At 71.4% G+C, this 22,968-nt stretch carries 28 protein-coding genes and 1 pseudogene; 9 read left to right on the top strand and 20 right to left on the bottom strand.

Features of this window, described 5'->3' with window-relative positions:
- Positions 1-100: 100 nt before the first annotated feature.
- From ACFUJR_RS15400 to ACFUJR_RS15355, 10 genes and pseudogenes are all read right to left on the bottom strand, one after another.
- A pseudogene (locus tag ACFUJR_RS15400) lies at positions 101-511 on the bottom strand (kinase); the annotation flags it as partial.
- The gene (locus ACFUJR_RS15395) at positions 508-999 is read right to left on the bottom strand and encodes a GNAT family N-acetyltransferase (protein WP_383164199.1); all 492 of its coding nucleotides are present in this window, start codon (positions 997-999) and stop codon (positions 508-510) included. The gene ACFUJR_RS15395 and the pseudogene ACFUJR_RS15400, both read right to left, overlap by 4 nt.
- A complete protein-coding gene (locus ACFUJR_RS15390; RefSeq protein WP_383164196.1) occupies positions 993-1,880 on the bottom strand; it encodes a hypothetical protein in 888 nt (295 codons plus the stop codon). Before ACFUJR_RS15390 ends, ACFUJR_RS15395 begins: the two co-directional genes overlap by 7 nt.
- Positions 1,796-2,494 carry a DUF6875 domain-containing protein gene (locus ACFUJR_RS15385; RefSeq protein WP_383164193.1) on the bottom strand — a complete coding sequence of 233 codons (699 nt, stop codon included), beginning with the start codon at positions 2,492-2,494 and terminating at the stop codon, positions 1,796-1,798. The genes ACFUJR_RS15390 and ACFUJR_RS15385 overlap by 85 nt, the downstream gene beginning before the upstream one ends.
- Entirely contained in the window at positions 2,491-2,898 is a 408-nt protein-coding gene (locus tag ACFUJR_RS15380; protein WP_383164190.1) for a hypothetical protein, read from the bottom strand. The genes ACFUJR_RS15385 and ACFUJR_RS15380 overlap by 4 nt, the downstream gene beginning before the upstream one ends.
- Positions 2,899-3,011: 113 nt before the next feature.
- Positions 3,012-3,410, bottom strand: a complete 399-nt coding sequence (locus ACFUJR_RS15375) for a DUF6415 family natural product biosynthesis protein (RefSeq protein ID WP_383164187.1) — start codon at positions 3,408-3,410, stop codon at positions 3,012-3,014.
- On the bottom strand, positions 3,407-3,586 hold the full coding sequence (locus tag ACFUJR_RS15370; RefSeq protein ID WP_383164184.1) for a hypothetical protein: 180 nt from the start codon (positions 3,584-3,586) through the stop codon (positions 3,407-3,409). Before ACFUJR_RS15370 ends, ACFUJR_RS15375 begins: the two co-directional genes overlap by 4 nt.
- Before the next feature lie 100 nt (positions 3,587-3,686).
- On the bottom strand, positions 3,687-4,535 hold the full coding sequence (locus ACFUJR_RS15365; RefSeq protein WP_383164181.1) for a helix-turn-helix domain-containing protein: 849 nt from the start codon (positions 4,533-4,535) through the stop codon (positions 3,687-3,689).
- Between the two features lie 8 nt (positions 4,536-4,543).
- Positions 4,544-5,098: a DUF6879 family protein gene (locus tag ACFUJR_RS15360; protein WP_382487429.1), complete on the bottom strand. Its 555-nt coding sequence runs from the start codon at positions 5,096-5,098 to the stop codon at positions 4,544-4,546.
- Positions 5,055-5,333: a hypothetical protein gene (locus tag ACFUJR_RS15355; protein WP_030699965.1), complete on the bottom strand. Its 279-nt coding sequence runs from the start codon at positions 5,331-5,333 to the stop codon at positions 5,055-5,057. Before ACFUJR_RS15355 ends, ACFUJR_RS15360 begins: the two co-directional genes overlap by 44 nt.
- 191 nt (positions 5,334-5,524) lie before the next feature.
- On the opposite strand from ACFUJR_RS15355, the gene ACFUJR_RS15350 reads away from it, so the two are divergent.
- Both ACFUJR_RS15350 and ACFUJR_RS15345 read left to right on the top strand, forming a co-directional pair.
- Positions 5,525-6,190 carry a hypothetical protein gene (locus tag ACFUJR_RS15350; protein ID WP_383164177.1) on the top strand — a complete coding sequence of 222 codons (666 nt, stop codon included), beginning with the start codon at positions 5,525-5,527 and terminating at the stop codon, positions 6,188-6,190.
- A gap of 29 nt (positions 6,191-6,219) precedes the next feature.
- Positions 6,220-6,531, top strand: a complete 312-nt coding sequence (locus ACFUJR_RS15345; RefSeq protein ID WP_383164174.1) for a hypothetical protein — start codon at positions 6,220-6,222, stop codon at positions 6,529-6,531.
- Between the two features lie 201 nt (positions 6,532-6,732).
- Here the strand turns inward: ACFUJR_RS15345 and ACFUJR_RS15340 are convergent, their stop codons facing one another.
- Positions 6,733-8,085, bottom strand: a complete 1,353-nt coding sequence (locus ACFUJR_RS15340; RefSeq protein WP_383164172.1) for a helix-turn-helix domain-containing protein — start codon at positions 8,083-8,085, stop codon at positions 6,733-6,735.
- Positions 8,086-8,228: 143 nt separating this feature from the next.
- Between ACFUJR_RS15340 and ACFUJR_RS15335 the strand changes: the two genes are divergently transcribed.
- A complete protein-coding gene (locus tag ACFUJR_RS15335) occupies positions 8,229-9,104 on the top strand; it encodes a DUF4238 domain-containing protein (protein WP_383164169.1) in 876 nt (291 codons plus the stop codon).
- A 106-nt stretch (positions 9,105-9,210) separates the two neighbouring features.
- Here ACFUJR_RS15335 and ACFUJR_RS15330 read toward each other — a convergent pair whose 3' ends face one another.
- The 3 genes from ACFUJR_RS15330 to ACFUJR_RS15320 all read right to left on the bottom strand — a co-directional run bounded on the left by ACFUJR_RS15330 (position 9,211) and on the right by ACFUJR_RS15320 (position 12,397).
- Positions 9,211-11,166 carry a helicase HerA domain-containing protein gene (locus ACFUJR_RS15330; RefSeq protein ID WP_383164166.1) on the bottom strand — a complete coding sequence of 652 codons (1,956 nt, stop codon included), beginning with the start codon at positions 11,164-11,166 and terminating at the stop codon, positions 9,211-9,213.
- A gap of 148 nt (positions 11,167-11,314) precedes the next feature.
- Positions 11,315-11,926, bottom strand: a complete 612-nt coding sequence (locus tag ACFUJR_RS15325) for a hypothetical protein (RefSeq protein ID WP_383164164.1) — start codon at positions 11,924-11,926, stop codon at positions 11,315-11,317.
- A 66-nt stretch (positions 11,927-11,992) separates the two neighbouring features.
- Complete coding sequence (locus ACFUJR_RS15320; RefSeq protein WP_383164161.1) at positions 11,993-12,397, bottom strand: hypothetical protein; 405 nt, start codon at positions 12,395-12,397, stop codon at positions 11,993-11,995.
- A 136-nt stretch (positions 12,398-12,533) separates the two neighbouring features.
- Between ACFUJR_RS15320 and ACFUJR_RS15315 the strand changes: the two genes are divergently transcribed.
- On the top strand, positions 12,534-12,788 hold the full coding sequence (locus ACFUJR_RS15315; protein WP_383164159.1) for a hypothetical protein: 255 nt from the start codon (positions 12,534-12,536) through the stop codon (positions 12,786-12,788).
- On the opposite strand, the gene ACFUJR_RS15310 is transcribed toward ACFUJR_RS15315, so the two are convergent.
- A complete protein-coding gene (locus ACFUJR_RS15310) occupies positions 12,767-13,063 on the bottom strand; it encodes a hypothetical protein (protein ID WP_383164156.1) in 297 nt (98 codons plus the stop codon). The genes ACFUJR_RS15315 and ACFUJR_RS15310 overlap by 22 nt on opposite strands.
- Positions 13,064-13,429: 366 nt before the next feature.
- Here ACFUJR_RS15310 and ACFUJR_RS15305 point away from each other — a divergent pair, with 366 nt between their 5' ends.
- Positions 13,430-13,957: a hypothetical protein gene (locus ACFUJR_RS15305; RefSeq protein WP_383164153.1), complete on the top strand. Its 528-nt coding sequence runs from the start codon at positions 13,430-13,432 to the stop codon at positions 13,955-13,957.
- Between the two features lie 391 nt (positions 13,958-14,348).
- Here the strand turns inward: ACFUJR_RS15305 and ACFUJR_RS15300 are convergent, their stop codons facing one another.
- Both ACFUJR_RS15300 and ACFUJR_RS15295 read right to left on the bottom strand, forming a co-directional pair.
- On the bottom strand, positions 14,349-15,926 hold the full coding sequence (locus ACFUJR_RS15300; RefSeq protein ID WP_383164150.1) for a replication-relaxation family protein: 1,578 nt from the start codon (positions 15,924-15,926) through the stop codon (positions 14,349-14,351).
- Positions 15,927-16,036: 110 nt separating this feature from the next.
- Positions 16,037-16,354 (bottom strand): hypothetical protein, encoded by a 318-nt coding sequence (locus ACFUJR_RS15295; RefSeq protein WP_383164148.1) that lies wholly within the window; start codon positions 16,352-16,354, stop codon positions 16,037-16,039.
- Positions 16,355-16,599: 245 nt separating this feature from the next.
- On the opposite strand from ACFUJR_RS15295, the gene ACFUJR_RS15290 reads away from it, so the two are divergent.
- Positions 16,600-17,040, top strand: a complete 441-nt coding sequence (locus ACFUJR_RS15290; protein WP_383164145.1) for a hypothetical protein — start codon at positions 16,600-16,602, stop codon at positions 17,038-17,040.
- Positions 17,041-17,560: 520 nt separating this feature from the next.
- Here ACFUJR_RS15290 and ACFUJR_RS15285 read toward each other — a convergent pair.
- From ACFUJR_RS15285 to mobF, 3 genes are all read right to left on the bottom strand, one after another.
- Positions 17,561-18,292 carry a hypothetical protein gene (locus ACFUJR_RS15285; RefSeq protein WP_383164142.1) on the bottom strand — a complete coding sequence of 244 codons (732 nt, stop codon included), beginning with the start codon at positions 18,290-18,292 and terminating at the stop codon, positions 17,561-17,563.
- A 57-nt stretch (positions 18,293-18,349) separates the two neighbouring features.
- Positions 18,350-18,934: a hypothetical protein gene (locus ACFUJR_RS15280; protein WP_383164139.1), complete on the bottom strand. Its 585-nt coding sequence runs from the start codon at positions 18,932-18,934 to the stop codon at positions 18,350-18,352.
- Between the two features lie 104 nt (positions 18,935-19,038).
- Complete coding sequence (gene mobF / locus ACFUJR_RS15275) at positions 19,039-20,916, bottom strand: MobF family relaxase (protein ID WP_383164136.1); 1,878 nt, start codon at positions 20,914-20,916, stop codon at positions 19,039-19,041.
- A 347-nt stretch (positions 20,917-21,263) separates the two neighbouring features.
- Here mobF and ACFUJR_RS15270 point away from each other — a divergent pair, with 347 nt between their 5' ends.
- The 3 genes from ACFUJR_RS15270 to ACFUJR_RS15260 all read left to right on the top strand — a co-directional run bounded on the left by ACFUJR_RS15270 (position 21,264) and on the right by ACFUJR_RS15260 (position 22,963).
- Positions 21,264-21,488 (top strand): hypothetical protein, encoded by a 225-nt coding sequence (locus tag ACFUJR_RS15270; RefSeq protein WP_383164133.1) that lies wholly within the window; start codon positions 21,264-21,266, stop codon positions 21,486-21,488.
- 156 nt (positions 21,489-21,644) lie between these two features.
- Entirely contained in the window at positions 21,645-22,337 is a 693-nt protein-coding gene (locus tag ACFUJR_RS15265) for a hypothetical protein (RefSeq protein ID WP_383164130.1), read from the top strand.
- 125 nt (positions 22,338-22,462) lie between these two features.
- Positions 22,463-22,963 (top strand): helix-turn-helix transcriptional regulator, encoded by a 501-nt coding sequence (locus ACFUJR_RS15260; protein WP_383164127.1) that lies wholly within the window; start codon positions 22,463-22,465, stop codon positions 22,961-22,963.
- The last annotated feature ends 5 nt before the right edge of the window (positions 22,964-22,968 follow it).

The following is a 22,968-nucleotide window of genomic DNA, read 5'->3' as shown; positions in this document are numbered from 1 at the left end:
CTATCGCCTCGCTGATCTCGGCCTCGGTCACGTTCTCACTGGTCATCGGTGCATCCTCCATGATCGGGAGTTACACCGAACGATTTACAGTCCCCTCGTTGACGTGCGCAAGGTATGCGGCGTCTGGCTTCGTCGCGTGCCGGAGCACCGTCTCCTCGAAGGGCACGTGCAGGTAGTAGCACCGTGTGACGCCCTGGTGGGCGCGGACCAGGTCCTGGAGCATCGTGCCGTAGCGGACGGCGTACAGGATGCCCTCCAGGACGACGTGGAAGCCGTTGTCGAGGGCGTAGCGGGCCGTGAGGTCGATCAGGCCGATGTTGGCGCCGCCGGGCCGGTCGCGTTCGCGCAGCACGATCCGGCGGAGGTTGTCCTGGGCGACGATGGCGAGGTTGCGGCCGAACTTCTCGCGCAGGCCGGCCGCGACGGACGACTTGCCCGAGGCGCTGTTGCCACGGAGCACGATCAGGCGCGTTTTCTCAGTCCCCACAGTCCCTGTCCCTGGGGCGTTCATGATCCGGACTCCCGCGCGTACAGCTCGCAGGGGATGACGGTTCCGTCGTCGCCGGGCCGGTCGGACGTGCCGATGCGGGTGAACCCGGCTTTGACCAGGACGCGGCCGGAGGCCGGGTTGTCGGGGTGGTGCATGGCCTCCAGCCGGGTCAGGCCGGCGGTGGTGAAGGCGGCGGCCACCACCTGGTGGGCGGCCTGGGTGGCGTAGCCGCGGCCCCAGCTGTCGTCCCGGAGGATGTAGCTGAGGGTGCCCATGACCGGGGTGCGTCGGCGCAGGGAGATCAGGCCGATCAGGTCGCTCTCGTGGAGGATGCCCCAGCTCCACTGCGCGCGCGGGGTTTCGGCGGCTCGGGCCAGGGCCGTGCGGATCTTCTCGTGGGCCTGGTCGAGGGTGAGGGGCTTTCCGGTGGTGTGCCGGATCGAGGCGCCGCTGTAGACGCGGGTGAGGGCGGGGGCGTCGGCCAGGGCCAGGGCGCGCAGGGTCACCATGCGGTGGTCAGCTCCTTCGCGGTGGGGCGGTCGGCGGGGTCAAAAACGAGGCACGCGGTGATGGCGGCCTCGAACTCGGGGAACGGCCACGGCCGGACGTCACGCAGCGGTGTGGTGGTGCCCTTGGCGATGACGGCGAGCTTCTCCAGGCGGTCGAGGTCGTCGTCGTAGCGGACGGGGCGGTGGCCGGTCCAGCACCAGAACAGGGAGGCGCCCAGGCTCCAGATGTCGGCGGCCAGCTGCGCCTGGACGTGCGTGTCGGCGGGGGTCGCGAGGATCGCGGTGGCGAGTTCGGGGGCGGTGGTGTGGGTGAGGGCTCCCCGGTACGGGACGCGGCGGTGGCCGGTGTCGGGGCCACAGGCGAGGGCGTAGTCGATGACCGCGGCCTGGCCGGCGGGCGTGACGAGGGTGTTGGTGGGCTGGACGTCGGCATGGGCCCAGCCGGCAGCGTGCATACGGGCGAGGTGCTCCGTCCAGGTGCGGGCGATGCCCGCGAGCCAGGGGCGCACCGAGGCGCGGTCTCCATCCGGTCCCCGGGCGAGGGCGAGGGCACGCCACAGGGGTACGCCGTCGACCCAGTTGACGGCCAGCCAGCGGCCGCCGTTCCATGTGCCGGCGCTCACCCGGTAGTCGGGGCTCAGGGCGTCGGCGGCGGTGAGGTGGCGGAGGTGGTCGTCCTCCTGGGCCATCTCGGCGGCCTTGTCGCGGGCGTTGTCGCCGTCGGGGTTGTTGGCCTTCAGGGCGACGGCGCCCTTGGTGCCCTGGATCTTCCAGGCCCGGGAGCCGCGCCGGTCGCTCAGGAGCTGGATCGCGGCGGGTTCGCCGGTGTGTCCGGTGAGGAGGGAGACGGCTTCGCCGGGGGGAGCAGGTGCCTGGCCCATGTGCGGATCTCCATCCAGTCGGTGGGGATGTGCTCGAACACGTCGCGGCCGTCGTCGTCGGCCGAGGCGAGCGCGACGGCCAGGTCGGGGGTCGCGGCGAGGAAGCGTGGGTCTCGGCGGCGTACGGCGGCCCTCACGGGGAGGAACGAGGCGGGGGCGGCCGGGATCCGGTGGCCGGCCGCGGTGACTTCCTCTTCGCCCGCGTAGAACTTGCCGAACATCACCCCGACCAGGCTGTAGAGGTTCTTCAGCACCCAGTGCGGCCAGCCGAGCAGGTCACGGTGCCGGATGCCGGGTACGTCGCCCAGCAGGACGATGTTCTCGCGCCGCAGGGCGCCGTGCGGCCGGTTCAGCAAGGGCCGCAGCCACTCCGCGGCCTCGGCGCCCGCGTGGAAGAGCTCCGCCTGGACCGCGTCGGCGTCGCCGTCGGCGCGGTAGACCGTCCAGGTCGTCAGGCCCTGCTGGAGCGACGGAGCGAGGTAGGGGCAGTGGGCGGTCATCTGGCGTACGTAGCCGCTGATGTCCACGGACCTCGGCCGGGCGGTGGCGGCTTCAACGAGGCGCAGCGCCCCGGCGGTGGGCCGGGGCGCTGCGCTGGGGCGGCCGGTGGTCACCGGCGGGCGGTCTCCGGCTGGTCGGGCGCGACGTCGTCGCCGTCGCCGCCGCCGGCGGGGCCGCAGTCCCACTCCGCGACCACGGTGCCGGTCTCCCGGTAGCGGGCGATGGCGCCCTGGTCGAGGCTGCCGTCGGCGTCGGTGAACCAGATCTCCGGCAGCGGCCCGTACGCCGCCTCGTAGGCGGTGACCCAGGCGATCGGGCCGTGGCCGTTGTTCGCGACGTGACGGATCGGCTGGCCGGCGGTCTCCAGGCACAGGGCCTCGTAGGCCGGGGTGCCGAGCAGTTCGTGCCACGCCTTGTCGACGGCCGGGGAGAACATCTCGGGTGCGGACTGGCCGGTGCGGAAGCGCTGGCCGGTGATGGTCAGGAACCGTCCCAGTTCGGTGGTTGCGGTGCTCACGGTGGTGCCCCTCTCGGTGTCGAGTGGTGCTCCCCCGGCCCGGGTTGGGCCAGAGGTGGTGCCGTGCACCGCGCACCCGAAGGGATCCGGTCCCGGTCGGGTGCGCGGTGGTCTCAGGGGGCCATGGCGGCCTGGGGTGCGACGCCCGCGAGGCGGTCCAGGCGCTCGTACAGGGCGCGGACGAGCCGGGCCCGGTTCTGGGCGCAGCGGGCGGTGCCGTCCGGCGGGGCGGACAGGCGGCGGTCGGCTTCGGCGAGGACGACGTCGGCCAGGGCGCGGGCGGCGTGGTCTTCGGGCAGCAGGTCCGCGGCGCGGCGGACGTCGGCGACGACGGCGCGGGCGGTGCCGGTGAGCAGTAGGGCGATCTGCTGGAGGTCCGCGGGTGGAAGGCTGGGGTTCCCGGTCCATCCGAGCACGGCCTTGACCAGAGCCTTGTGGAGCTCCCGGTCGAGGGGGAGTTCAGTGTCGAGGCGCCCCTCGGGGTCGTGGAGGACCAGGTGGGTGCTGCTCATCGGGCGCCCGCCGCGTCGGCGTCCTGTTCGTGGTCGCCGGTGTCGGCTCCCGGAGGCGGGACGGCGAGGAAGCGGGCGTAGCCGCGGTCGGCGCGGGCGATCAGCGCCGGGGAGGGCTGGCCGAAGGCGTGCGGCTGGTCTTCCGGTTGGGGGCCGGCGGGTGTGGGTGCGCTCATGGGCACCGCCTCCGTGTGCTGAGTGCGTCGCGTCGGTGTTGTTCGACGCTACGGAGGCCGCCGCACGGTTCTCAACGAGATTGCGGGTAATTGCGGAGCTCTACTCCAGTGCGTCAATCGCGGCCTGGATGAGTGCGCGGGCGGCGTCGCCGTGCACGGCCATCTCCGCGAGGCCGACGAACGCCTTGGCGTAGTCGGCGAGCTCGCGGGGCTGCGTCACCTTGATCTCCGCCGTCAGGGTCTCCACCACGGCCACGGTGTCGTCGTGGAGGTAGAACGCCTCCAGCGGCCACACGGTGCGCTGCGCGGCGAACGGGATGATCCCCAGCGAGACCGACGCGAGCGGCATCACGGCCAGGAGGTGGCGCAACTGCCCGCGCATCGCCTCGGGGTCGGCAGTGCGGAACCGCAGGACGGACTCCTCCATGAGGACGACGTAGCGGTGGCCGCCCTCGTAGAGGAACCGGGAGCGGGCGATGCGGGCGGCGACGGCTTCGGCGACGTCGTTGGGGGTGCCCTGGAAGCGGGTGATCTGCTCCATGAGGGCGGTCGCGAAGCCAGGTGTCTGGAAGAAGCCGGGCGGCACGTTGGAGACGTAGACCCGGCAGACGCGGGTCTGCTCGTGCAGGGCGTTCCAGTCCTGTTGGACCTTGCGCATCCCGTCCTTGTGCAGGCGGCGCCACTCCAGGTACATCGAGTCGACGGCGCGGGCGGTGGCGATGAGGTCGTCGGCCTGGTCGTCGGCGTCGCAGGCCGCGCACCAGGCGCGGATGTCCCCGTCGGAGGGCGGGGCGTCGCCCTTCTGGATGCGAGTGGTCTTCGCGGGATGCCAGCCGCACCGGGCGGAGAGGTCCCTCCCGGTGAGGCCGGCGTCCTTGCGCAGGTGCTGCAAGCGCACGGCCAGCGCCTCACGGGCCGCCTGTGCGCTGGACGATGGGGATGCGCTCATGGGGCTGCTCAGGGGGCCTGGACGGTGTACTTCTCGTGCGGGACGCCGCGCTCCCACACGGTCTCGAAGGCAGCGTGGCACAGGGCGACAGCGGCCGGGTCGGTGGTGCGTTCCTTGCCGTCGGCTGCCCAGTCGCCGGTGCCGGTGAAGTGGTGGAACTGCACGAGCCTGTCGTCCAGGAGCCAGAAGTCGTTGCCGGGCAGCGCGATGTCGGAGGCGCGGCGGCGGGGCAGCCAGCGCACGTCCTCGCCGGCCTGGAGGTTGAGGGGGGTGATGGCGTGCTCGTAGCGGATGTAGTCGGTGACCGGCTCGGAGACGATCCGGGCGCGGCGCATCACCACGCCGCGGGCGACCGCGTCCTTCACGAGCGGCATCCACTGGGGCCAGAACGAGCGGGCCGGGTCGAGGTTCGGGACGCCGGTCCGGAGGAAGGCGGCGTAGTCGTCCGTCTCGTCGCCGACGGCGTACTGGTCACGCATCTCCAGGTGGACCGCCGTGCGGTGGGTGTCGGCGAGCAGTTCAGCGAACGTCGCGGTGTTCAGCTGCTGCGCGTTCAGCGGCATCGCACGCCTCCCTCAAGATCTGCACCATGTGGAACGGGATCCGGATCACCCGCTCGTGCGGCGGGATCCCCGTCTTGTGGCCGGCCACCCACTCGGTGGAGCCGACCAGGGACTTGAGGAGGGCGTCGGCTTCCTCGCCCTGGAGGACCAGGTCCGCGCTCTCCTCTTCCACCCACACCGTCGCTGATCCCTCACCGCCGGTGTTGGGGTCGATCCCGACGAACCGTAGCGTCATCACGTACTCCCCTGGGACTCGGTTGCGCGTAGTTGCGCAGACCGTCCCGCAAGCGGGGACCGGCGTCAAGGGCACCTCCCCGACCGGGCGCTGTCAGGCGAGCTTCGGCCGCGGTTGGCGAGAGGCGGTCTTGTGCCGCCGCTCGCGCCTGGCTGAGGCTTGGCTGATCACACACCAAGGGGGGTGCCTCGATGGGACGGTTCAAGCCCAAGAAGCAGCGGAGCAACCAGCCGCCGCGTCAGCGGTTCCACATCGACGACCGGGCCGTCAGCCAGGCGGAGATCCTGGCGGCCGGGGAGCAGCTGAGCAACAACGTCGACGACCACGGCCGGCTGCTCTACATGAACTCCCCCGTGCTCGGGCTGGGGCAGGTAGCCACTGGGATCGACCCGGACACAGGCACCCTGCAGACCACCGACGGCGAGGATCCGATGCCGGTGGCCCTGTTCGAGCCCGAGCGCGCGATGATGTCCCGGCTCCCGGGCGGCGCGCCCACCGAGATCCAGGTCGAGGGCGCCATCGCGTCCGGGATGCGGCGCTTCCCCCGTGGCGTCGCCGATCTGCGGACCATCCCCGGCTGGGCCCTGCACCGGCTGTCCGACGACCGGCTCGAGCTGCGCTCCCCCGACGGCGGTGTCTACTCCCGCATCACCGTCCCGGCCTCGCCCGACTGGTACTCCGCTGCCCTGCACCACGGGTACGCGGTGTGCTTCTACGGCCCGCAGCTCGGCGTGCGTACCCCGCCGGGCAGTACGCAGGCGAAGTACACCGACGCCGAGCGGCTGGAGGAGTTCCGTACCGCCCGGGGCCGCGGGCTGGTCGCCGCCGGGATCATCGCCTACCGCAACAACCGCTGACCGCGCCGGACGGTCGAGGAGGAGAACGCATGCCTACAGGAGTAGCCGTCGTCTGCGACACGGACGACTGCCTCGCCATCTATCTGGCGGTGGAGACCGGCAACGACGGAGACGAGCGCTCCGCGAACGACGTCTCCCAGCTGGCGCGCAAGGCGGCTGAGGGCGACGGCTGGGTAATCGGCTTCGGCTTCCAGCAGCCGGTGATGACCTGCCCGGGATGCGCGGACGGCCGCGGCCCGGTCCGGGAACGCGGCACCTGCCGGCGGTGCATAGGCCGCACCGATGAGACGTCCAGGTGCACGTACTGCCTGCACACCGAACCGCCGGGCGACGACGGCTGACGGCCACACGGTCCGTGACACCGGAAGCGGGCCGTCGTTGACTCGTACGACTGCACAGAGCCGGCCCCGAGGACGTCATGGCTGATCCCTCGGGGCCCTTGGTATTGCTGGACGGGCTACTGCATCAGCGCGGCGAGGGCCTACTCAGCCCTCTGCACGCCCATCGTGGCCGCGATGGTGATGCCAGCCTCTACGAGCCTCTCATTCGACGGTGTCGTCCGTCACCGTGACGTCGGCCTGGGCAGCCCACTTCTGCACGTCGGCCGCGTAGCGCTGGACGCTCCAGTACTTGGTGCGGATGGTGCCGTCGGTGGTCATCTGGAGGGTCTCGGGGTAGCCGAAGTGTTGGATCAGACCGGCGGCGAGGGTCGAGGTGGCCGCGATGAGTCCGGGGCCGTCTTCGGCAAGGTCGTCGATGTCGAAGACCGAGGTTGCCTCGGGCGGGACGCTGACTTGGTACGCACCGAGCGTTCCGCCGAATCCGCGAGGCTGTCGCAGTTCGGCTGGCAGATCAGTGGTCACAGGCACGATGGTGGCGCGGACTGTCGCCGTTCCGCCGGCCGCGGCACGGTCTCGCGCGTGACGGGCCAGAAGGCGGAGTCCGGACCAGACGGCGAGGACCAGGTCCTCGTCCTCGATGCGGCTGGCGGTGGTGTTCTCGTCGACCTGGCCCGGGCTGGCGAGGTCGACGCGGTTGGAGGCTATTGCCGCGAAGGCGCCGGCGCCGCTCTGGTGAAGCTCGCACGCGAGCCATCGAGCCGTCGCGGGGTTGTCCCCGCCGTGGGCGATCAGGCGGCGGCTGCCGACCGTCGCGTAGCGGGTGTAGGCGCCGCGTGGGATGACGAGGAGGTCCTTGTTCAGGGTGTCCTGGCGGAAGTCGCGCAGCGTCTTGGTGTCGAGGGTGAAGTCGCCGCTAAGGTCCGGAACGAGGGTGACGACGACGTAGGTCTGGTCGCTGGTGTCGAGGCGGCTGGTCAGATCTCGTTCGTAGCGGACGAGGTCGTCGTGGCGGGCCTGGCGGCGGGCGAAGCGGTCCTGGTAGCCGGCTGAGACCTCCGCCTCGGTCAGGTAGGTGATGCTGGCGCCGTTGCGCCGTGGGTAGCGGAAGCCTTCGTTGATCAGGACCCCGTGCGGGGCCCCGGGGCTGCGAGGCACCGCGATCAGAAGGATTCCGTGGCCGGGGGTGCTGGGGTCTTCGATCTGCCTGACGTCGAAGGTGGGCAGCGGGTGGACGAGGTCAGCCACGATGCTCCGGATGCGCAGCACCTCCCGGTCACCGAGCTCGACGCCGGGCAGTTCCGCCGCCCGAGCCTGCTCGTCCTCGGTAACGCCGAGCAGGAGGGCGCCGCCGGCGGTGTTGGCCAGGGCTGCCAGATCACCGGCCAGGTCGCGCCGGGCCTTGTCGTTACCGCCGTAGAGCTCACCCTTGAACTCCAGGTCGTACGACTCGGAGAGCGCGTCGGTGCCGACTGCGGCAGCGATCTGGGCGTATGAGACCTCGCCGAGCGGAGCTCCGAAGAGACCCTCCAAGCGGCGGGAACGAAGAGCGACCATGGCATCTGATGGTGCCCGATGAGCCTCGGTCTGTCCCGGGGTTTCTGCCGCATCGATCAAAGCTGCCGCTGAAGACGCGTCTGAGAGCTGCAGGTCGGGGATATCCCTGGCGCCGCGATGGACAGACCAGCCACCATGAGCGGGTGGGTCAGAGCAAGAAGCACCACTTCGTGCCGCAGATGTACTTGCGGAACTTCGCCGACGACAAGGGCCGCACCCAGGTCGTACGCCTGGCGACGAAGCGGTCGACGACGGAGCGGATCAATACGGTCGCCGCGACGAACCACTTTCACAGGCTCACGGTCGGCGACGAGGAGAGCCTGCATCTGGAAGACGCGGCCACGGCGTTGGAAGGCCGTGCCGCCCAGCCGATGCTCCGGCTGATCGACCCCAGCAAGCGGGTTTGGCCGCTGCCCAGAGAGGAGCGGATGACCCTGGCGTTCTTCATCGCGTTCCAGTACCTGCGGGTGCCGGTCAAGCGAGACGCCCTGAGCAGCCTGGCTGCTCAGCTGCCGGAGATCTTCGGCGGAGACCTCCCGGAGGAGCTCCGCGAGCTGGACATCCCGATCATGCATGCCATGAGCATGGTGGGCGCCGCCCTTCCTGAAGGAGCAGCCGAGTTGTGCAACCGCACGTGGTGGATCGTCGACTTCAAACGGAAGCGACTGGCTACATCGGACGTCCCGGTGATCCCGCTGCCGGACGAGAACACCACGGAGCGGAGCGCGGCGGGCTTGCGGTCGCCGGGAGGCGTGTATTTCCCTCTCTCTCCACAAACTGCGCTGTTCATCGGCCCACCCGGCACGGCTCCTGAGGCAGACCAGATTGTCCCGGGCAATGCGCGGCTGGCCCGTCAGTTCACGACCGCCACGTTGGCGTGGACCCGAGACTGCCTGTTCCATCACCCCGACGATGACCCTCTCCGCGGGTACACGCTGCCGGAGCCCCGGCGAGGGGAAATCCGGTGGGAGGTCTGGGGTGGGCCTGAGCCTGACCAGCCGCAGCCGGCCACCGCGTAACGGCTGGGCGCAACGTCGTTGGAGGCTGCGCCCCCGAGCCGGGCCCCGGAGACGTCAGGGCGACCGGACCGGACAGGCCCGGTTCGCGGCCGCCGGACGGGACGAGTCAGTCGACGTCGGTGGTGCCGGTCGCGCCGCGGGGCCGGTTGCGGGCCCACTTCTTGAGGTCGCCGACGCGGAAGAGGTGTTCGTGGCCTCGGTGGACCGGGGCCGGGAAGTCCGGGTCGTCGGCGCGCGCCCGGCGCAGGGCTGCGAGCGTGATCTGCGGCAGGTGGTCCTGCTGGGCCTTGCGCAGCCCGACCACCGCATCGTCCGGGTCCCCGGCCGGAGCCGGCACCGCCGCGGGCTTCACGAGCGGCGCCGCCGGGGTGTCGGCTGCTTGGTCGGCGGGAGGGTTGAGGCTCCAGGCGTCGGCGAGGCCGTCCAGGTCGGTCGCCGGTTCAGTGGCAGGGGCGGGCGGGAGCGGCTGGGCGCTGGTGTCCCGAGCGTCGGTGAGGGCGTCGGCGGGCGGAGCGGCGGGGGCGGCGGTCTTCTGCAGGGCCGGGCCGGTCGTGCCCTTCGCGTGGGCGCCGGACATCGCCCACTCACGGGCCTCGGCGTTCGACAGGTTGAGTACCTGGGTCTCCTGGGCGCGGCCGCGGGTGACGACTTGGACGCGGCCGGGGTGCTCGGTCGGCATCGGGATGGGGCTGACTTCGGGTACGAGCATGCGCCAGGCGTTGAGGGTGTAGCGGACCAGGATCCGGGTGGCGAAGTTCTCGCGCATCTCGGGGCCGCCGATGGCGCGGGCGGTGGCGGACTGCGCGACCAGGAGGACGTGGAGGCGGACCTGGCGGCCCATGAAGAGGATCTCGGCGAGCGCGTCGACGGCCGGGGAGGTCTTCGGGTCGCCGGACTCGCGGATCTTCGCCCAGTACCGCTTGAGCTGCGCCATGGTGGCGTTGACCTCTTCGAGGAGGATCACCAGCCGCGGGCCGACCCGCCACGGCTCGCGCTCGAGGACGTCGTCGGCCAGCTCCTCGGCGAGACCGAGGCGGCGCCGGCCTTCCTGGGCGAGCCCGATCAGGGCGTCGTGGATCTCGGCGATGTCCCGGCAGTAGGTGACGCCGGGTACGCCGCGCGCCCAGCTGTGGGAGATCCGCTTGAAGTCCAGGACGAAGGCGTGCGCGCCGTTGTGGATGAACTGGCAGCAGATGGTGCGCAGGATGGTCGACTTGCCGCCGCCGGTGCCTGCTGAGATCAGGACGTGCGGGGAGTCGGCGTCCAGGTCGACGGAGACCTTCTTCTTGCCCGCGCCGAAGCCGATCAGCGGCGCGGACTCGGGCATCTTCGCGAGGATCTCGCGTACGCCCGGGTCGGCCAGGCCGAGCTTCTTGGGTGGGGCCTTGCGCTTCTTGACGACGACGTGCGTGTTCCTGCCCGCGCGCTGCCAGGTGAAGGAGACGTTCTCCAGGGCGAGCTTCTTCTTGATGAGGTCGGCGACCAGGTCCTCGTTGAACCGCAGGTGCCCGGGGGTGTCGATGCGTATCTCCGCGTCGTCGTCGGAGAAGTTCCTGGGGACGTGCAGGTAGCGGCGCGGGTCGGTCAGCTCCGACATGCCCAGCGGCATGGCGAGCGCCTCGTGCAGCGGGGTCACCCACTCGCGCATGAACTCCCGGCGCTTGCGGGTGGCCAGCCGGTACGCGGTGGTGCCCACGGCTGCGGCGGAGACCAGGCCGATGCTGCCCGTCTGCGCGGCCGCGAAGGCCGGGTCCGGGTTCTCCCAGACGTCGGTCACGGCGGCGACGGTGGCGTCCTGCTTCTCCCACAGGGCGTAATAGCCGCCGGCGCCGGTCGCGGCCAGGCCACTGATGCGGAAGGTCAGCCGCTGCCACCCGGCCCGGTAGGAGGACCGGGACACCCTGCCTTCGACCTTCGGCAGGACGCGGGTGCCCGAGCGCCAGAACGTCGCGTCGGTCTTCCGCTCCCCGTCCATGGGGCGGCCGGCCAGGAACCGGCCGATGCCGAACATCAGCGACTCGGCGGTCTCTTCCACCTGCTTGTCGAACTTGCTTTGTGCCATGGCCGTGCCCTTTCGGTGTGCGTCCAGGCACCTCACACCCGGAAGCGGACACCTCCCTTCTACGGCCGTCGGCCTGTGGACAGCGGCGAGCGTGCAGGTCAGGGCAGCGCGGCGGAGTGGCTGATGTGGCGGGCCGGTCCGGCGAGGGTCAGGCGGTGCCCTCGGTGGTGACGGGCACTTCCAGCGGGACGGTCCAGACGCTGCCCTTCGACCTGGCGGTGATGCTCAGGCGTACGGGCGCATCCGCGTAGTCGCGGAGCCAGTCCGGCGTGCTGGTCGTCGACCAGGTGGGCGAAGTGGTGGGCGTCAGGCCGTAGCGCGTCCACTCCCCGACTGCGAGCTGCTGCGGGGCGACGGTCCGGCCGGTGTCGTCGCGGCCGTCGGCGCTGAACTTCCACGGCCCCCAGATGTGCGCACGTACCTGCTCCGGGGTGGCGGTGCCAGCGAGCCGGGGGCCGTTGCCGCGGTGCGGGTTGTCGTTGCGGATGGACACGGTGATCTCGATGGCGTCGTGGGACAGCAGCCCGGGTGGCCCTTCGAGGTGGACCCGCAGCATGGCGGTGGAACGGGCCTCGTTGGCCACGACGGCGCAGCGGAAGTCCGGGGTGAGATCGGCGTGCAGGCGCTGCTGCTCGATTCGGGACAGGGTCTGCGCGGCCCCGTTGGCGTTACGTGCCGCCCTCCAGGAGCCGATGGCGGCGAAGGCAGCGACGATCGCCACGCCCAGAGCCAGGGCTGCAATCGTGTCGGTGGTGGTCATGGGCTGGACGCTATCGCCGCGCTCGCCCCCTCGGGGCCTGGACGATCAACGTAGGGGCCCGGCCAGCTACGCGGGGGTGTGGTCGGGGTCCGGCAGCTGCGGCGGGAAGTGCCGCTCCAGGATCTCCGCCCACCGGTGCAGGACGACGAAGCCGGTGGTGTCGGCCTGCGCCTGGACCAGTTCGGTCAGCGCGTCGACGAACGGCTGGGCAGGCGTGCCGGGCGGCAGCGCGGCAGCGGCCTGCTTCAGGCGCTCGTGCGCGGCTGGGAAGACGCCCTTCGCCCATGCGTCCTGTTCCTTGATACGCCGGGAGCCGTCCTCGAAGCCGATCTGCATGATGATCCACTGCGGGCAGTCCGGGGTGTGCCACATCTGGATCGGCATGCCCACCCCGACGCAGGCATTCTCCGGCCCGGGGCCGGCCTTGCAGTCCGGGCACAGCTCGCCTTCCGTCTTCGCGAAGCCCTCCATCGCCTACTCCCCTCGTCTGGAAGGCCACGAGCCTGCCACGGAAGATCACCGCTGAACAGGGATTTGCCGGGGCGGCGTTCAGCTTGGTGACCTCACGGTATGGCCATCAGCGGGGGCAGTCGTCCAAGGTGGGGCGATGAGCGCGCTCCGACCCGGTGACATCACCGACGAAATGATCCAGGCCATGGACACGGCCAAGCGGCTGGGACTGCAGAAGGACTTGCGGGCCCTCGCCGCCAACATCCGTGCCGACGCCGAAGGCCGGTACGACGGGGCAGAGCCCGGGTGGCGGGCCGGTGTCGAGTGGTCGCTGCTGTGGATCGAGAACACGGCCGCACAGCTGACGCAGGGCAGCGGCGCCGGCGGCCGTCAAGGCGTGTCGCCGGAGTAGTAGAAGCGGCAGCTGACGCCCGGCCCGGGTGTGCGGGGTTCGCCGGGCCGCGGGTCGTACAAGGCGCGGCCGCCGGGCCACCGCGACAGCTCGGTCGTCAGGGCGACGCCGTCGTCGACTTCCTCGGTCCGCCAGCCGTGGATGTCCAGCAGCAGGCCGTCCAGTGGCCCGCCGACCAGTTCGGCGTAGGTCCGGTGCGGGAGCGGGCCGGGGTTGGGGTCGTCGTGGTCCGCGCCGTAGACGCGTCCGTTCAGCAGCTGCTCATCGCCGTTCATCCGATCAGCGTGGCAGCCGTCACCGACAACGACGCGCGCCGCCGGCCCCGGCCGTGATGGACGGCACCTCTTCCCCTCGGCTATCGCGTGGGAAAGAGGTGTCCTCGTCGCAAACAGGCTTGCCCACCGGGCCTGACCAGGGAAAACGAGGGGTGTCCGATTTGCCGGGCTCCCACTCCCGGTCACACCTCCGGTCCCCCGCTGAAAGCAACCGTGCAGGCACCTCTCCAGCCCCCTCCCGGTGCAACCCTCCCCGGGGCGGCTTGCCCAAGCCCTGCCGTGCTGTCTGTCCCGGCTGGATGGGAGGCCCGCCCGGCCTGCACGGATAACGTGATGGCGTTCATCAGCGAGGCAGGGAGAGAGCACGTGACAGTGGCGAGGGAGCGGCTGTGTGACTGGGTGGTCAACAAGGACCAGGTCTGGGTCCACGGTGACCGGATCACTGACGGTCGCGTCGCGTTGGACATGGACGGCATCGCCGGTCTCGACCCGAGCATCGTGAACAAGGACGGGCAGTGGCGGATCCGTAAGAGCCGGAACCCGCAGTGGCTGGGCCCGGACCACCCGGACCTGTCCGACTGCCTTCCCTACACCGGCGCCGACTGGGAGCCGGTGCGGTGGTCGAACTGGACGACTGGCGGCGCCCGGATCGGCGCGGTCCACGGCCGGCCCGTCGCCGTGCACGCCGAGTGGCTGTCGCGGCTCGAGGCCGGCTACCGGATCGAGTGCTCTCCCGAGAACCCGCTCCTGCGCATCATCTCCGAGGCAGCCGCTCCGGCCGTGATCTACGGCACGGTCCACGCGAAGCCCACCATCGTCGGCTCCGTCGTGCCCGTGCAGGTGGAGGCGAGCCCGGCCGTGCTCCAGGCCATCGTGGAGGAGATCAGCGGCTGACCGACGTGCGCTCGGACGCCGCGGGGGCTTGCCCAGCCAGCCTTCAGGCTTGCCCACCCGCCGAATCGGTCACCGGGGCAGGCATGACCGATCTCCACGGTCATCGGTCAAACCGCACGTCAGCGCACGTGACCGATCCATGCAACTCCCCCGCCGACCGGTCACCGGCCATCGGTCAGCCGCTGCCTCGCCGAGAGATTCCGGGGCAGGGCCGTGACCGACGCCGCCCCCACCCGACGCGCCCCGGCCCGGGTGGGCAGCCACCTGTCGCGGCGGCTTGCCCAGGTTCCCCTTGGGCTTGCCCACTCCCCCCGGAACACCCCGTTGCCGCCCTTCTGCTGGGCAAGCCGCCCTCCTGGACGGCTTGCCCAGACTCCCCGGGTCCGCGCAGCTATCCGCGGCGCCTGAACAGCCCGCGGGCCCTCGACACCTCCGCTTCGGCCGCCGTGCCGGCTGCGACGTCCTCGGCCTGGCGCTGCGCCACCGGCTCGGCCTCCGCACGAGCGATGGACTCCTTCGCGCACGCCCCGCACAGGTCGTCCCACTCCCCCGGCCACGAAGACCGCGTCGTCTCCTGCCAGCGTTCGTCGGAGAACCGCGCCCCGCACCGTGCGCACACCGGCCGCTTCGCCTCCCGATCCGCTGCCTCCCGCTCCGCCCGCCGGTCTCGGGCCTCCTTCCGCTGCGCGGCGTACAGGCGGTCGCCGTCGGGGTTGTCCAGGGCCTCGGGCAGGGTCTGCCACTCCTCGCGCCCGAGCCTGCGCCACACCTTCCCCGCGGCCCCGGCCGGGTCGGCGGTGATCCGCTCCAGCTCGGTGACGACCACGGGCACCGCCTGGTGGTAGTCGACGGCCGTGATGCCCGCGCCCCGGCCCGGGTACGACTCCCCGCCGAAGTACGCGCGGGCGGCCCGCTCCAGCCGCCGCATCCGGCTCTCTCGCTGCGCTTCCGTCTTCCCGGTGAACACGAACGCGAGGGGCACGTAGCCCTCCCGGCCCGTCGGCGGGTAGATCCGCGACCACAGCCGGAAGTCGTGCACCGCTGCTCCTTGGGCCGCCCCCTCCTTGTTCGCGTCGGCCTTCGGCGCCAGGAGCCCGAACCAGTCGTGGTACCGGCGCAGCTTGTCCACCAGTTCGTCGACGGGCTCGTTGACGCGGTCGACCTCCAGGAGCATCGCGGGCACCCCGGCGTTCGGGGCCCGCATCGTCAAGTCGGCGTACTGCGTGTACCCGTACGGCAGGCGGTGGGCGATCTCGGTCTGCCAGGACAGCGGGGTGCCGTACCCGGCCCCGGTGAGCACGGCCGCGGTCGAGGTGACGGCGGCAGCGTGCTCGTCGTAGCCCTCGGCTTCCACCGGCTGGCCTTCGTCGTCGTACTCGAGCTTGCGCAGCGCGGACATCCGTACGTTCTTCGGCAGCAGCAGCTTGGCTTCCTTGTGGCCCTTCTCGGTGAGCACCCACAGCTGGTGTCCCGACTCCAGTCGCGTCTCCACCCGGGCCAGGCCCGTCTTCTTCAACGCGTTCAGGGTGTCCCGGGTGAGCCGGTCGTGCCGGTCGGCGGGGCGCAGCATCCGCCAGAGCTGATTGGCGGTAGCCCTCTGGAAGATCCCCAGAGCCTTCAGCACTTCCTTGCGTCGCGCTCCGGTCGGCTTCCAGACCTGGGTCGAACTAGGAGGGTTGTCGAACGCGTCGCGGCCCCTTGACTGGCGGGTCTGACCTGCGGATATACGCCGGGCGGGCGAAGTGGCCGTGGAGGGGGCGATGGAGGGGCCCATGGAGGGGGCCTGCGGGACCTGGTCCAGGGCGCCGGCGGGCGCCGGGCCGGGCACGCCGCGGAGGTCTTGGGCGGGGCGGGGTGTGTGGTCGGCGGGCACGGTGTCCTCGTATTCCTCCGGCCTGCGGGCCGGGTCGGTGAGCGTCCGGCCCGCACGCGGAAGTGCGTGCGGGCCGGTGCCACCGTGAGGAAGCACCCCTTGTCCGCGGTCTGACCGTCACCGACGAGCGGTGTCCGATTCCTCCTTGACCATCCCCTTGACGGGTGGTTTTGTCCGTGGCCGACGCCACACCGCCCGGCCCGAGTTCAGCGGGCGGGCCGGGTGCTGGACGGCGAGGAGCCCAGCCGCCAGTCCGAGGGCTTCTGGCCGCGGAACGTCTCGCCACTGTCGATCCGGGCCTTGTTCCGGGCGAACTCCCGCTCGGCCGCCGACAGCTGCCGTGGAGCACAGCCGGGGTGTCCCCAGCCTTCGGCGACCTTCGTGATGACCTCGCCCTGGGCGTAGTCCTTGAAGCAGGCCGGGCAGGTGCCGCCGTACTTGGCGCGCAGCCGTGCCGCGTCGATGAGCTCCTTCAGCCGCGCCAGCTGCTCGGGCGAGAGGTGCATCGGGATCGGTTCGACCATCGGGGCCTCCGTGCTTCGGTGGGTTCGCTCCCCACACCGTCGCGGCCTCCGTCGCCTTCGAGGGACGCTCCGCGCTCCCGTCCCGGCAGGGGCTCCGACGACTTCCCCCGTCGTCCCGTGAGACGGGCGCGGACTCCGGTCCCGGGCGTGGGAGCGCGCCGACGTAGACCTATAGGCCCATCCGGGTGCCGACTTGCCGGTTCCCATTCACTGCGGACGAGCAGCCTCCTCCTACGATCCGGTACATGCTGGAACTAATCACCGCACGCCGTGCGGAACTAGACAATCGCGAAGCGCAGTTGGTCAAGCAGCTGACCTCAGTTCGCGCCGAGCGCGACGACCTCTCAGTCGCCGAACGTGTCCTCGCGCGACTGACGGGGCCGATCGCTCAGGAAGGCGTCACCGGCGAGCCGGTATCCGGGCAGGCAGGCGGACGGCCCGGGGTACTGATTCCGCATCACAAGCCGGGCATGGACGAGGGCTCTCTCCCTCCGGACTACCAGCGCATCATCGCGACCGTACGACGAGCCTCCGGACCACTCATGACCCGTGAGGTCGGCGAGGCGTTGGGGGTGGAGGTCAGCGTGAAAGCCAAGCGGGAACTGCTACGGGGCAAGCTGGTCAGGCTCGCCGATCGCGGCTGGCTGCGCAAACTGCCCGATGCCCGGTTCACCACCCATCCGTGACCCAGGGCCACGGGGCAACAAGTGGGTGGTTCGCACGGAGCGGACTCGCTCTCCGCCGGTCCGCACCGCCGCGATGGGCTCCACTCCCACCCTGGACGTCGTCTCGTTCACACCCGAGGTGCCGCCGGAGTCCGCCGTAGTCATTCCTCCGGCTGCCCCGACGTACGGTTCGCCCGGGGGTTCGGTCGGCCGCCGGGGTACTGCCGTGAGCGGCAATGCGAACAGCACCGCGCGCAGCCAGCTCGCGTCGGCGAGCTCCGCCAAGCGCTCCAGCCGCTCCGGCGAGATACATCGGGATCGGGTTGACCACCGGGCCTCCATGCTTCGGGGGTCACTCCCCGGCTCCCTCGCCGACCCCGGGCGCCTCCGGGTCGTGCGCCGCGGCCGCGTCTTGCCGAACGGCGACTGCGCTGTCCGTGGCGCAGGACGGTCCCGGTCCTGCGACGCGACCGGCCAGCCGAAGGCGTACACGACGACGCCCACGGGCACCTGGTCCGTGGGCGTCGATGCGGGCCGACGGTCAGCTCTCCATCATGGCCTGGAGGTCGCTCAGCGACAGCTCGTTCGTGCCACGGTCCGCCGCCTTGCTCTGCGTCCAGGCAAGGATCGCCGGGTGCGCGTCCTCGTACCGGGCGCCGGCGGCCGTATTCTGCCCGTCGGTGGTGGCGACCTGGGTGAGGTAGGCGGCCAGGGCGTGCGGGCCGCCGCCGTTGTACCCGATCTCGTAGCCCAAGCCGTTCCTCTGCGGGAGGAGCGAGAGGACGCCCTTGTCCGTCCGGGCCCAGAACAGAGTGCGGCCGGTGTAGAAGCGACTGAAGGTGTCGTCCGGGCGCAGTTCGAGCGGGGCGTACGTCGTGTAGCTCCACTGGTCCGTGCCGCCGGTGCCCGCGTGTTTGAAGTGCTCTCCCACGACGGGCAGCCCGAACTCGGGGTCGTAGAACGTCCGGCGGCACAGGCAGCCCGATCCTCGGATGGCCGAGGGGCTGTCCTTGTCCTCCGTGACGCACGGGTGGAACAGGGCCGGGATCTTCTTCGGCTGCACGAGGGTGCAGTGCATCGCGTTCGGCTCGCAGCGCACCAGCCTGCCCAGCCACTCCTGGAAGTGAGGTGTCACGGTCTGCTGCGCTTCGATGTCAAGTACGGCGTTCAGCGACGACGTGACGGCGCCGTGCTGGGGCTCGGTGTAGAGGACGAAGTTCAGGTAGCCCTTCGTCGGATCGGTCAGGTTCAGGTCGCGGGCCTCGTAGGGCAACGGGCGCTCCAATGCGGGTGCCGGGCGGCCGGGGCGCGGCCGCGAGGGACGTTGGGGTCAGCCGGCGCGGTGTTCGGGGCGCAGGGTGAGGCCGCGGTCGAAGAACTGCGTGGTGTCGTCCGGTCCGAGTCCGAGGGCGCGGGAGACGGCGGTGCCTTCGTCGTCGCGGACGAAGGCGAGCAGGATCTTGCGGCTGGCGGGGTCGGCCATGGCCCGGCGTGCGGCGTCGACGGTGTGGGCGACGCAGCCGGTGGTGCCGTCTTCGACGATGTCCCGACGGGTGGTGTCGTCCCAGATGTTCAGCTGGAGGTTGGCGCCCTCGGTGGAGCAGTCCTCCTTGGAGTCCGCGCCCAGGACGCACCGCCCGAGCATCGCGGCGTGGGCGTGTCGCTGGAAGTAGACGGCAGTGCCCAGGAGCCGGTCGACCTCCTTCTCCGTGTTCTCGCGTGCCTTCTCGGGACTGACGAGCGAGGTCTTCGGGTCGTGGGGCTGCACCCGGATCTTCAGCGCTGCCAGGCTGCGGGCAAGGTCGTCGGCGAGGCTGAGCAGGCCCACCAGGTTCACGTCGCCGCGCTGGCGGGGCGGGGGCAGTTCGTCGGGGTAGTTCTCCAGCGGTTCCAGCGGTTCGTGCAGGTCGGTCAAGGTTCCTCCCGTGCCGGGTGCCAACTTCCCGATTCTCGATCCGGCTCCCGGGGGCTCGCGGGTGAAGTCGTAGATCGGCCATGCCCTGGCCGGTTGCCACCCCTTCACCGGTCACGGCCCGCTCCCCTGCCCTGGTCGGGCTGGTTCGTGTGGTGTTGCTGCTGGTCGGCGGGCTTGACGACGTCGGCCGGCTGCTCGGGCTTCGGCCGGTCCTCGATGACCCGGCGGCGGGCGTTGGCCACGCGGGTGAAGGCGGCGAGCCGTTCCAGGTTCTCCGGGGTGCTCAGCCACGTCGCCGGGTCGGTCGTACGGCCCCCCAGGTACTCCTCGGGCATCGCGGCCTGCTGATGGGCTTGGACAGCGGCGGCCTGCTGCGCCGGGGTGAGGGCGGCGTCCCGGTCCGGGTGGTCGACGGCGTGCGGCGCTGCCTGGCCCTCGTGGTCGTACACGGCGGCCGACGTGGCTGCAGCCGGCGCTTCGTCCCGGGCGGCGGGTGCGGTGCGGGCGTCGCGGATCGCGTTCTGCAGGACGAGGCTGGCGACCCGGGCCCGCTCGTACCGGCTGGACTCCCGCGGCGGCTTGCCGTCGGTGCCGGCGATCCACCACCGGTGCGGCCAGGCGAAGTCGGCGGTGTAGGTGATCTGGTCGGCGGCCGGGGTGCGGCGGCCGGGCTGAACAACGGTGAGCTGGCGGCTGTGGCGGGCGAGGGCCCGGTCGGCGATGTAGTTGTCCAGGCCGGGCGGGAAGTCGCGGCCGCGGAGGGTCTCGGCAAGGTGCCGGCGGGCTTCGGCGAGGACGTGGCGGCGGGCGAAGGCGCGGCGCACGGTGAAGACGATCGCGGCGACGTCGACGGCGGCGAGCGCGGTGTCCACCCGGGGGCCTACCCGGGCCCGGATCGCCGCACCGTACGTGCGGCATCGCTCCAGGAGCCCGTCGACCATCTGCTCGCCGAAACGAAGGATCGCGGAGGCACGCCACCAGGCGCGCAGCTGCGCCAGCGGCTTGGGGGTCTTCTTCTCCCGGCGGGTGTCCTGCGCGGCCCACCAGCCCAGGCCGTGGCGGGCGCGTTCGTCGGGCAGCCGCTTGTGCTTGCGGACGTACGTGTCGGTGATGCCCTCCAGGGCCGCGTCGATCTGCTCGCGGCGGGTGGCCGACCAGTCGATGAGGCCTGAGTCGACCCCGGCTATCTCCATGACGGGGCGCAGGCCCGGTGTCACCTCGCGGGGCACGGTCGCCAGGCCGAGCTCCTCGCAGACCTCGGTGGTCATCGTGAGGGTGTAGAGCGTCCCGGCCGCCACCACGTGCTGGTAGAGGCGGCGGGTGTCGAGCGCGCCCCAGGCTCCGTCCGGACGCTGCACCCGGTTCAGGATCAGAACGTGGTCATGCAGTAGCGGAAATCCGTCTCTGTTCTCGAAGTGCCGCCACCTTGAAGCCACCAGGGCCGGTGTCTCGGCGCGCTTGCTGCCGGAGGACCAGCGGGTCTCGGCAACCTCGTCCTCCAGCCAGGCGAGGACGGTGGCGATGGCCTGCTCGTGGGCCCGTTCGATGACCTGACGGGTGTGGTCGTCGCCCAGCGCCCACAACACGATCAGGGACGCCTGCGCCCGGAAAGTGAAGTCGACGGCGAGCAGCGGGGTCTGCCCCCGATTCTCGATCTCTTCGACCGGCTGCCCGAGAACGGTGGCCAGCCGTGCCGCCTCCGAATCGACGCCGTCGTCCAGGAGCTCGCGCTCGATCCGGTCCGCGTCCGGGTGCCGGACCTGCCCGAAGACGAGCTCCATCTGCCGCTGCGTCACCGTCTGTCCGGCAGCGAGCCCGAGCGCGGGCAGACCGCGCCCCATCCACACCCCAGGCGGCAGGCCCGCCTGCTCCTGGGCGTCCTTCAGTGACTGGCCAACCGGCCAGCGGCCGTCCCCGAACGCCACCCCACGCACGTAGTACCGCCACGCGTTCCGCCTCTGCACCTTCGCAACACTGATCATCCCGGCAGGGAACACCGGCTCTGACCTGCGGAAAAGACCCGATCCCGTGGGGCGGGAGGGTTCACCTGAACTTCACTGCCGTTCCCGTCCGGCGGGCATCCGGCGCGCTCCGGTGCCCGCCAGACGGACCAGGCAAATGCTGCGCGGCACAGGCCCGACTACCCCTCACACACCCCAACGAGCGACATCCACCGACTCCCTGGCCAAGGCACGCACACCCCACGCACCGCTCCCCGACGGCCGAAGACGCCACCCGCCTGCACCACGTCACCGACTCCCTTCAACCCGAGCAAGACACCCACCGCCCCCGGCAACGCCGGGGGCTTCGTGCTTCCCGGAGGACCGACGTGCCGACCTTTGAGGCCCACTCCCGCTTCACCGCCGACCACCACCGCCTCACTCCCGAGCAGCGCCGCCTCTTCTGGCGGGCTGTCGCCGCTTTCGTCGACGACCTGCGCACCAGCGGCCCGTTCCGCGCCGGCCTCCGCATCAAGGGCGTACGGCGCGCACCCGGCGTCTTCGAACTCACCTGGGACGGCAACGGCCGGGCCACCTGGTCCTACGGGCCATAGATAGTCCCGGGCGAGCAACACATCGTCTGGCGCCGTATCGGCACCCACTCGATCCTCACCGGGCCCTGATTACTGGGCAGAGCCGTCGACTCGGGACCGGCAGCAGCGATCATGGGGTGCCAGCATCACCGACTGGCCGGACTCGTTGGGCGGGACATGAAGCTGACTGGTGAGCCCGGCGGGGTCGAGGCGCTGGCGGAGGAAACTGTCGTCGCGGCGTGCGCGCTGGCCGACGCCGCCAACTCGTCACGGTGGAGCGCGGACGCGGTGGAGGACGTGGCCGCCGCCCTCGAGGTCCTGGCCGGTGCGCTCGCCCAGCTCGATCCGGAGTGCGCGGAGATCCTCTCCGTCGTACCGATCGCGGCGGCCGCCGTCGTCGAGCGCGCCGAACAAGCCAGCGCCGGGGCGAGCGAGTCCGTCGGCGTTAGAGCTACGGCAGGGACGAGTACGGCGCTTCGCAAGGCACTCACCACGCACGGCCTGATCCGTCACCGTGTCCACCAGCTCGGTGCCACGCTGGTCACGGTGACGATGGACGCCCCCGATGCGCAGGCCCTGGCCGTGCTCCTCAGCCGACGCGACGCCCTCCCCCGGCAGGCGCAGCGGGGGGCCGATAGCGGCTGGGGGGCTGGGCCGGCGGAAACTGCAGCCGCCGCGCTCGCCGACGCTCTCCTCGCACACTGCACCGGCGCGTACGCGCGGGTCCTTGCCTCCGGGCAGGTGAGCGCCGGCCTCACTCCGCAGGCGGCCCAGACGGTGGTCGCAGCCCTCACCGCCCGGCCCAGCGCTGCATCACACGGCACGCGACGCGGGCTCGGTCCAGGGTTCAAGGGTGTCGCCTCACACTGACTGCCCGTGCTGGCGCCAAAATTCGCGGGACTTCCCCAATTGGGGAGGTCCGGCCAAACAGCAGGGGGACGTTAGCGGGCCGGGGCTGCGTTCACGGGGCCGGGCGTTGCCGGGATGATGGGGGGATGAGCACGACTCGTCCGATGCTGAACCAGCGTGAGGCTGCCGCCGCGTGCGGGGTAAGCCGTTCCACGATCCGCCGGCGCCGTGAAGCCGGGCTGTTGCCGGGGTCGGTGGAGGACCCGGAGCGGGGCTGGCTGATCCCGGTCGAGGCGCTCCTCGCCGCCGGCTTTACTCTGAACGCCCCCGCCCCGCCTGACCCGTCGTCGCCCCCTGGGTCAGCGTCAGCTGGGGCAGGTCTGGGTGACCTGGTGGGCGGATCGGTCGCCGAGCTGCGTGCCGAGCTCGAGCGGGTACGGCATCAGCACGCCCTGGAGCTCGCCGAGGCCCGCCACGGTCAGGCGCTGGCGGAGAGCGAGGCGGTCCATCTGCGGGCGCAGCTCGAAGCTCGGGGAGAGCACATCGGTGACCTTCAGCGGGCGATGCAGGCGCTGATGCCCGCTCCGGTGCGGCCTGCGATCCCGCAGCCAGGCGAGGGTCTCGGCCGTTCGCCCTACAGCGGCTGACGGTT

The sequence above is a fragment of the Streptomyces sp. NPDC057271 genome (assembly GCF_042668715.1).
Lineage (GTDB): Bacteria > Actinomycetota > Actinomycetes > Streptomycetales > Streptomycetaceae > Streptomyces.
Note: the sequence above shows the minus strand (reverse complement) of the source record. Positions and strands in the feature narration are given on the sequence as shown.

What these genes read in the sequence shown, in the direction of transcription:
- ACFUJR_RS15395 (WP_383164199.1), bottom strand. Translation starts at nt 999, where the DNA reads ATGGTGACCCTGCGCGCCCTGGCCCTGGCCGACGCCCCCGCCCTCACC.
- ACFUJR_RS15390 (WP_383164196.1), bottom strand. Translation starts at nt 1,880, where the DNA reads ATGGGCCAGGCACCTGCTCCCCCCGGCGAAGCCGTCTCCCTCCTCACC.
- ACFUJR_RS15375 (WP_383164187.1), bottom strand. Translation starts at nt 3,410, where the DNA reads ATGAGCAGCACCCACCTGGTCCTCCACGACCCCGAGGGGCGCCTCGAC.
- ACFUJR_RS15370 (WP_383164184.1), bottom strand. Translation starts at nt 3,586, where the DNA reads ATGAGCGCACCCACACCCGCCGGCCCCCAACCGGAAGACCAGCCGCAC.
- ACFUJR_RS15365 (WP_383164181.1), bottom strand. Translation starts at nt 4,535, where the DNA reads ATGAGCGCATCCCCATCGTCCAGCGCACAGGCGGCCCGTGAGGCGCTG.
- ACFUJR_RS15360 (WP_382487429.1), bottom strand. Translation starts at nt 5,098, where the DNA reads ATGCCGCTGAACGCGCAGCAGCTGAACACCGCGACGTTCGCTGAACTG.
- ACFUJR_RS15355 (WP_030699965.1), bottom strand. Translation starts at nt 5,333, where the DNA reads ATGACGCTACGGTTCGTCGGGATCGACCCCAACACCGGCGGTGAGGGA.
- ACFUJR_RS15350 (WP_383164177.1), top strand. Translation starts at nt 5,525, where the DNA reads ATGGGACGGTTCAAGCCCAAGAAGCAGCGGAGCAACCAGCCGCCGCGT.
- ACFUJR_RS15345 (WP_383164174.1), top strand. Translation starts at nt 6,220, where the DNA reads ATGCCTACAGGAGTAGCCGTCGTCTGCGACACGGACGACTGCCTCGCC.
- ACFUJR_RS15340 (WP_383164172.1), bottom strand. Translation starts at nt 8,085, where the DNA reads ATGGTCGCTCTTCGTTCCCGCCGCTTGGAGGGTCTCTTCGGAGCTCCG.
- ACFUJR_RS15330 (WP_383164166.1), bottom strand. Translation starts at nt 11,166, where the DNA reads ATGGCACAAAGCAAGTTCGACAAGCAGGTGGAAGAGACCGCCGAGTCG.
- ACFUJR_RS15325 (WP_383164164.1), bottom strand. Translation starts at nt 11,926, where the DNA reads ATGACCACCACCGACACGATTGCAGCCCTGGCTCTGGGCGTGGCGATC.
- ACFUJR_RS15320 (WP_383164161.1), bottom strand. Translation starts at nt 12,397, where the DNA reads ATGGAGGGCTTCGCGAAGACGGAAGGCGAGCTGTGCCCGGACTGCAAG.
- ACFUJR_RS15315 (WP_383164159.1), top strand. Translation starts at nt 12,534, where the DNA reads ATGAGCGCGCTCCGACCCGGTGACATCACCGACGAAATGATCCAGGCC.
- ACFUJR_RS15310 (WP_383164156.1), bottom strand. Translation starts at nt 13,063, where the DNA reads ATGAACGGCGATGAGCAGCTGCTGAACGGACGCGTCTACGGCGCGGAC.
- ACFUJR_RS15295 (WP_383164148.1), bottom strand. Translation starts at nt 16,354, where the DNA reads ATGGTCGAACCGATCCCGATGCACCTCTCGCCCGAGCAGCTGGCGCGG.
- ACFUJR_RS15290 (WP_383164145.1), top strand. Translation starts at nt 16,600, where the DNA reads ATGCTGGAACTAATCACCGCACGCCGTGCGGAACTAGACAATCGCGAA.
- mobF (WP_383164136.1), bottom strand. Translation starts at nt 20,916, where the DNA reads ATGATCAGTGTTGCGAAGGTGCAGAGGCGGAACGCGTGGCGGTACTAC.
- ACFUJR_RS15265 (WP_383164130.1), top strand. Translation starts at nt 21,645, where the DNA reads ATGAAGCTGACTGGTGAGCCCGGCGGGGTCGAGGCGCTGGCGGAGGAA.
- ACFUJR_RS15260 (WP_383164127.1), top strand. Translation starts at nt 22,463, where the DNA reads ATGAGCACGACTCGTCCGATGCTGAACCAGCGTGAGGCTGCCGCCGCG.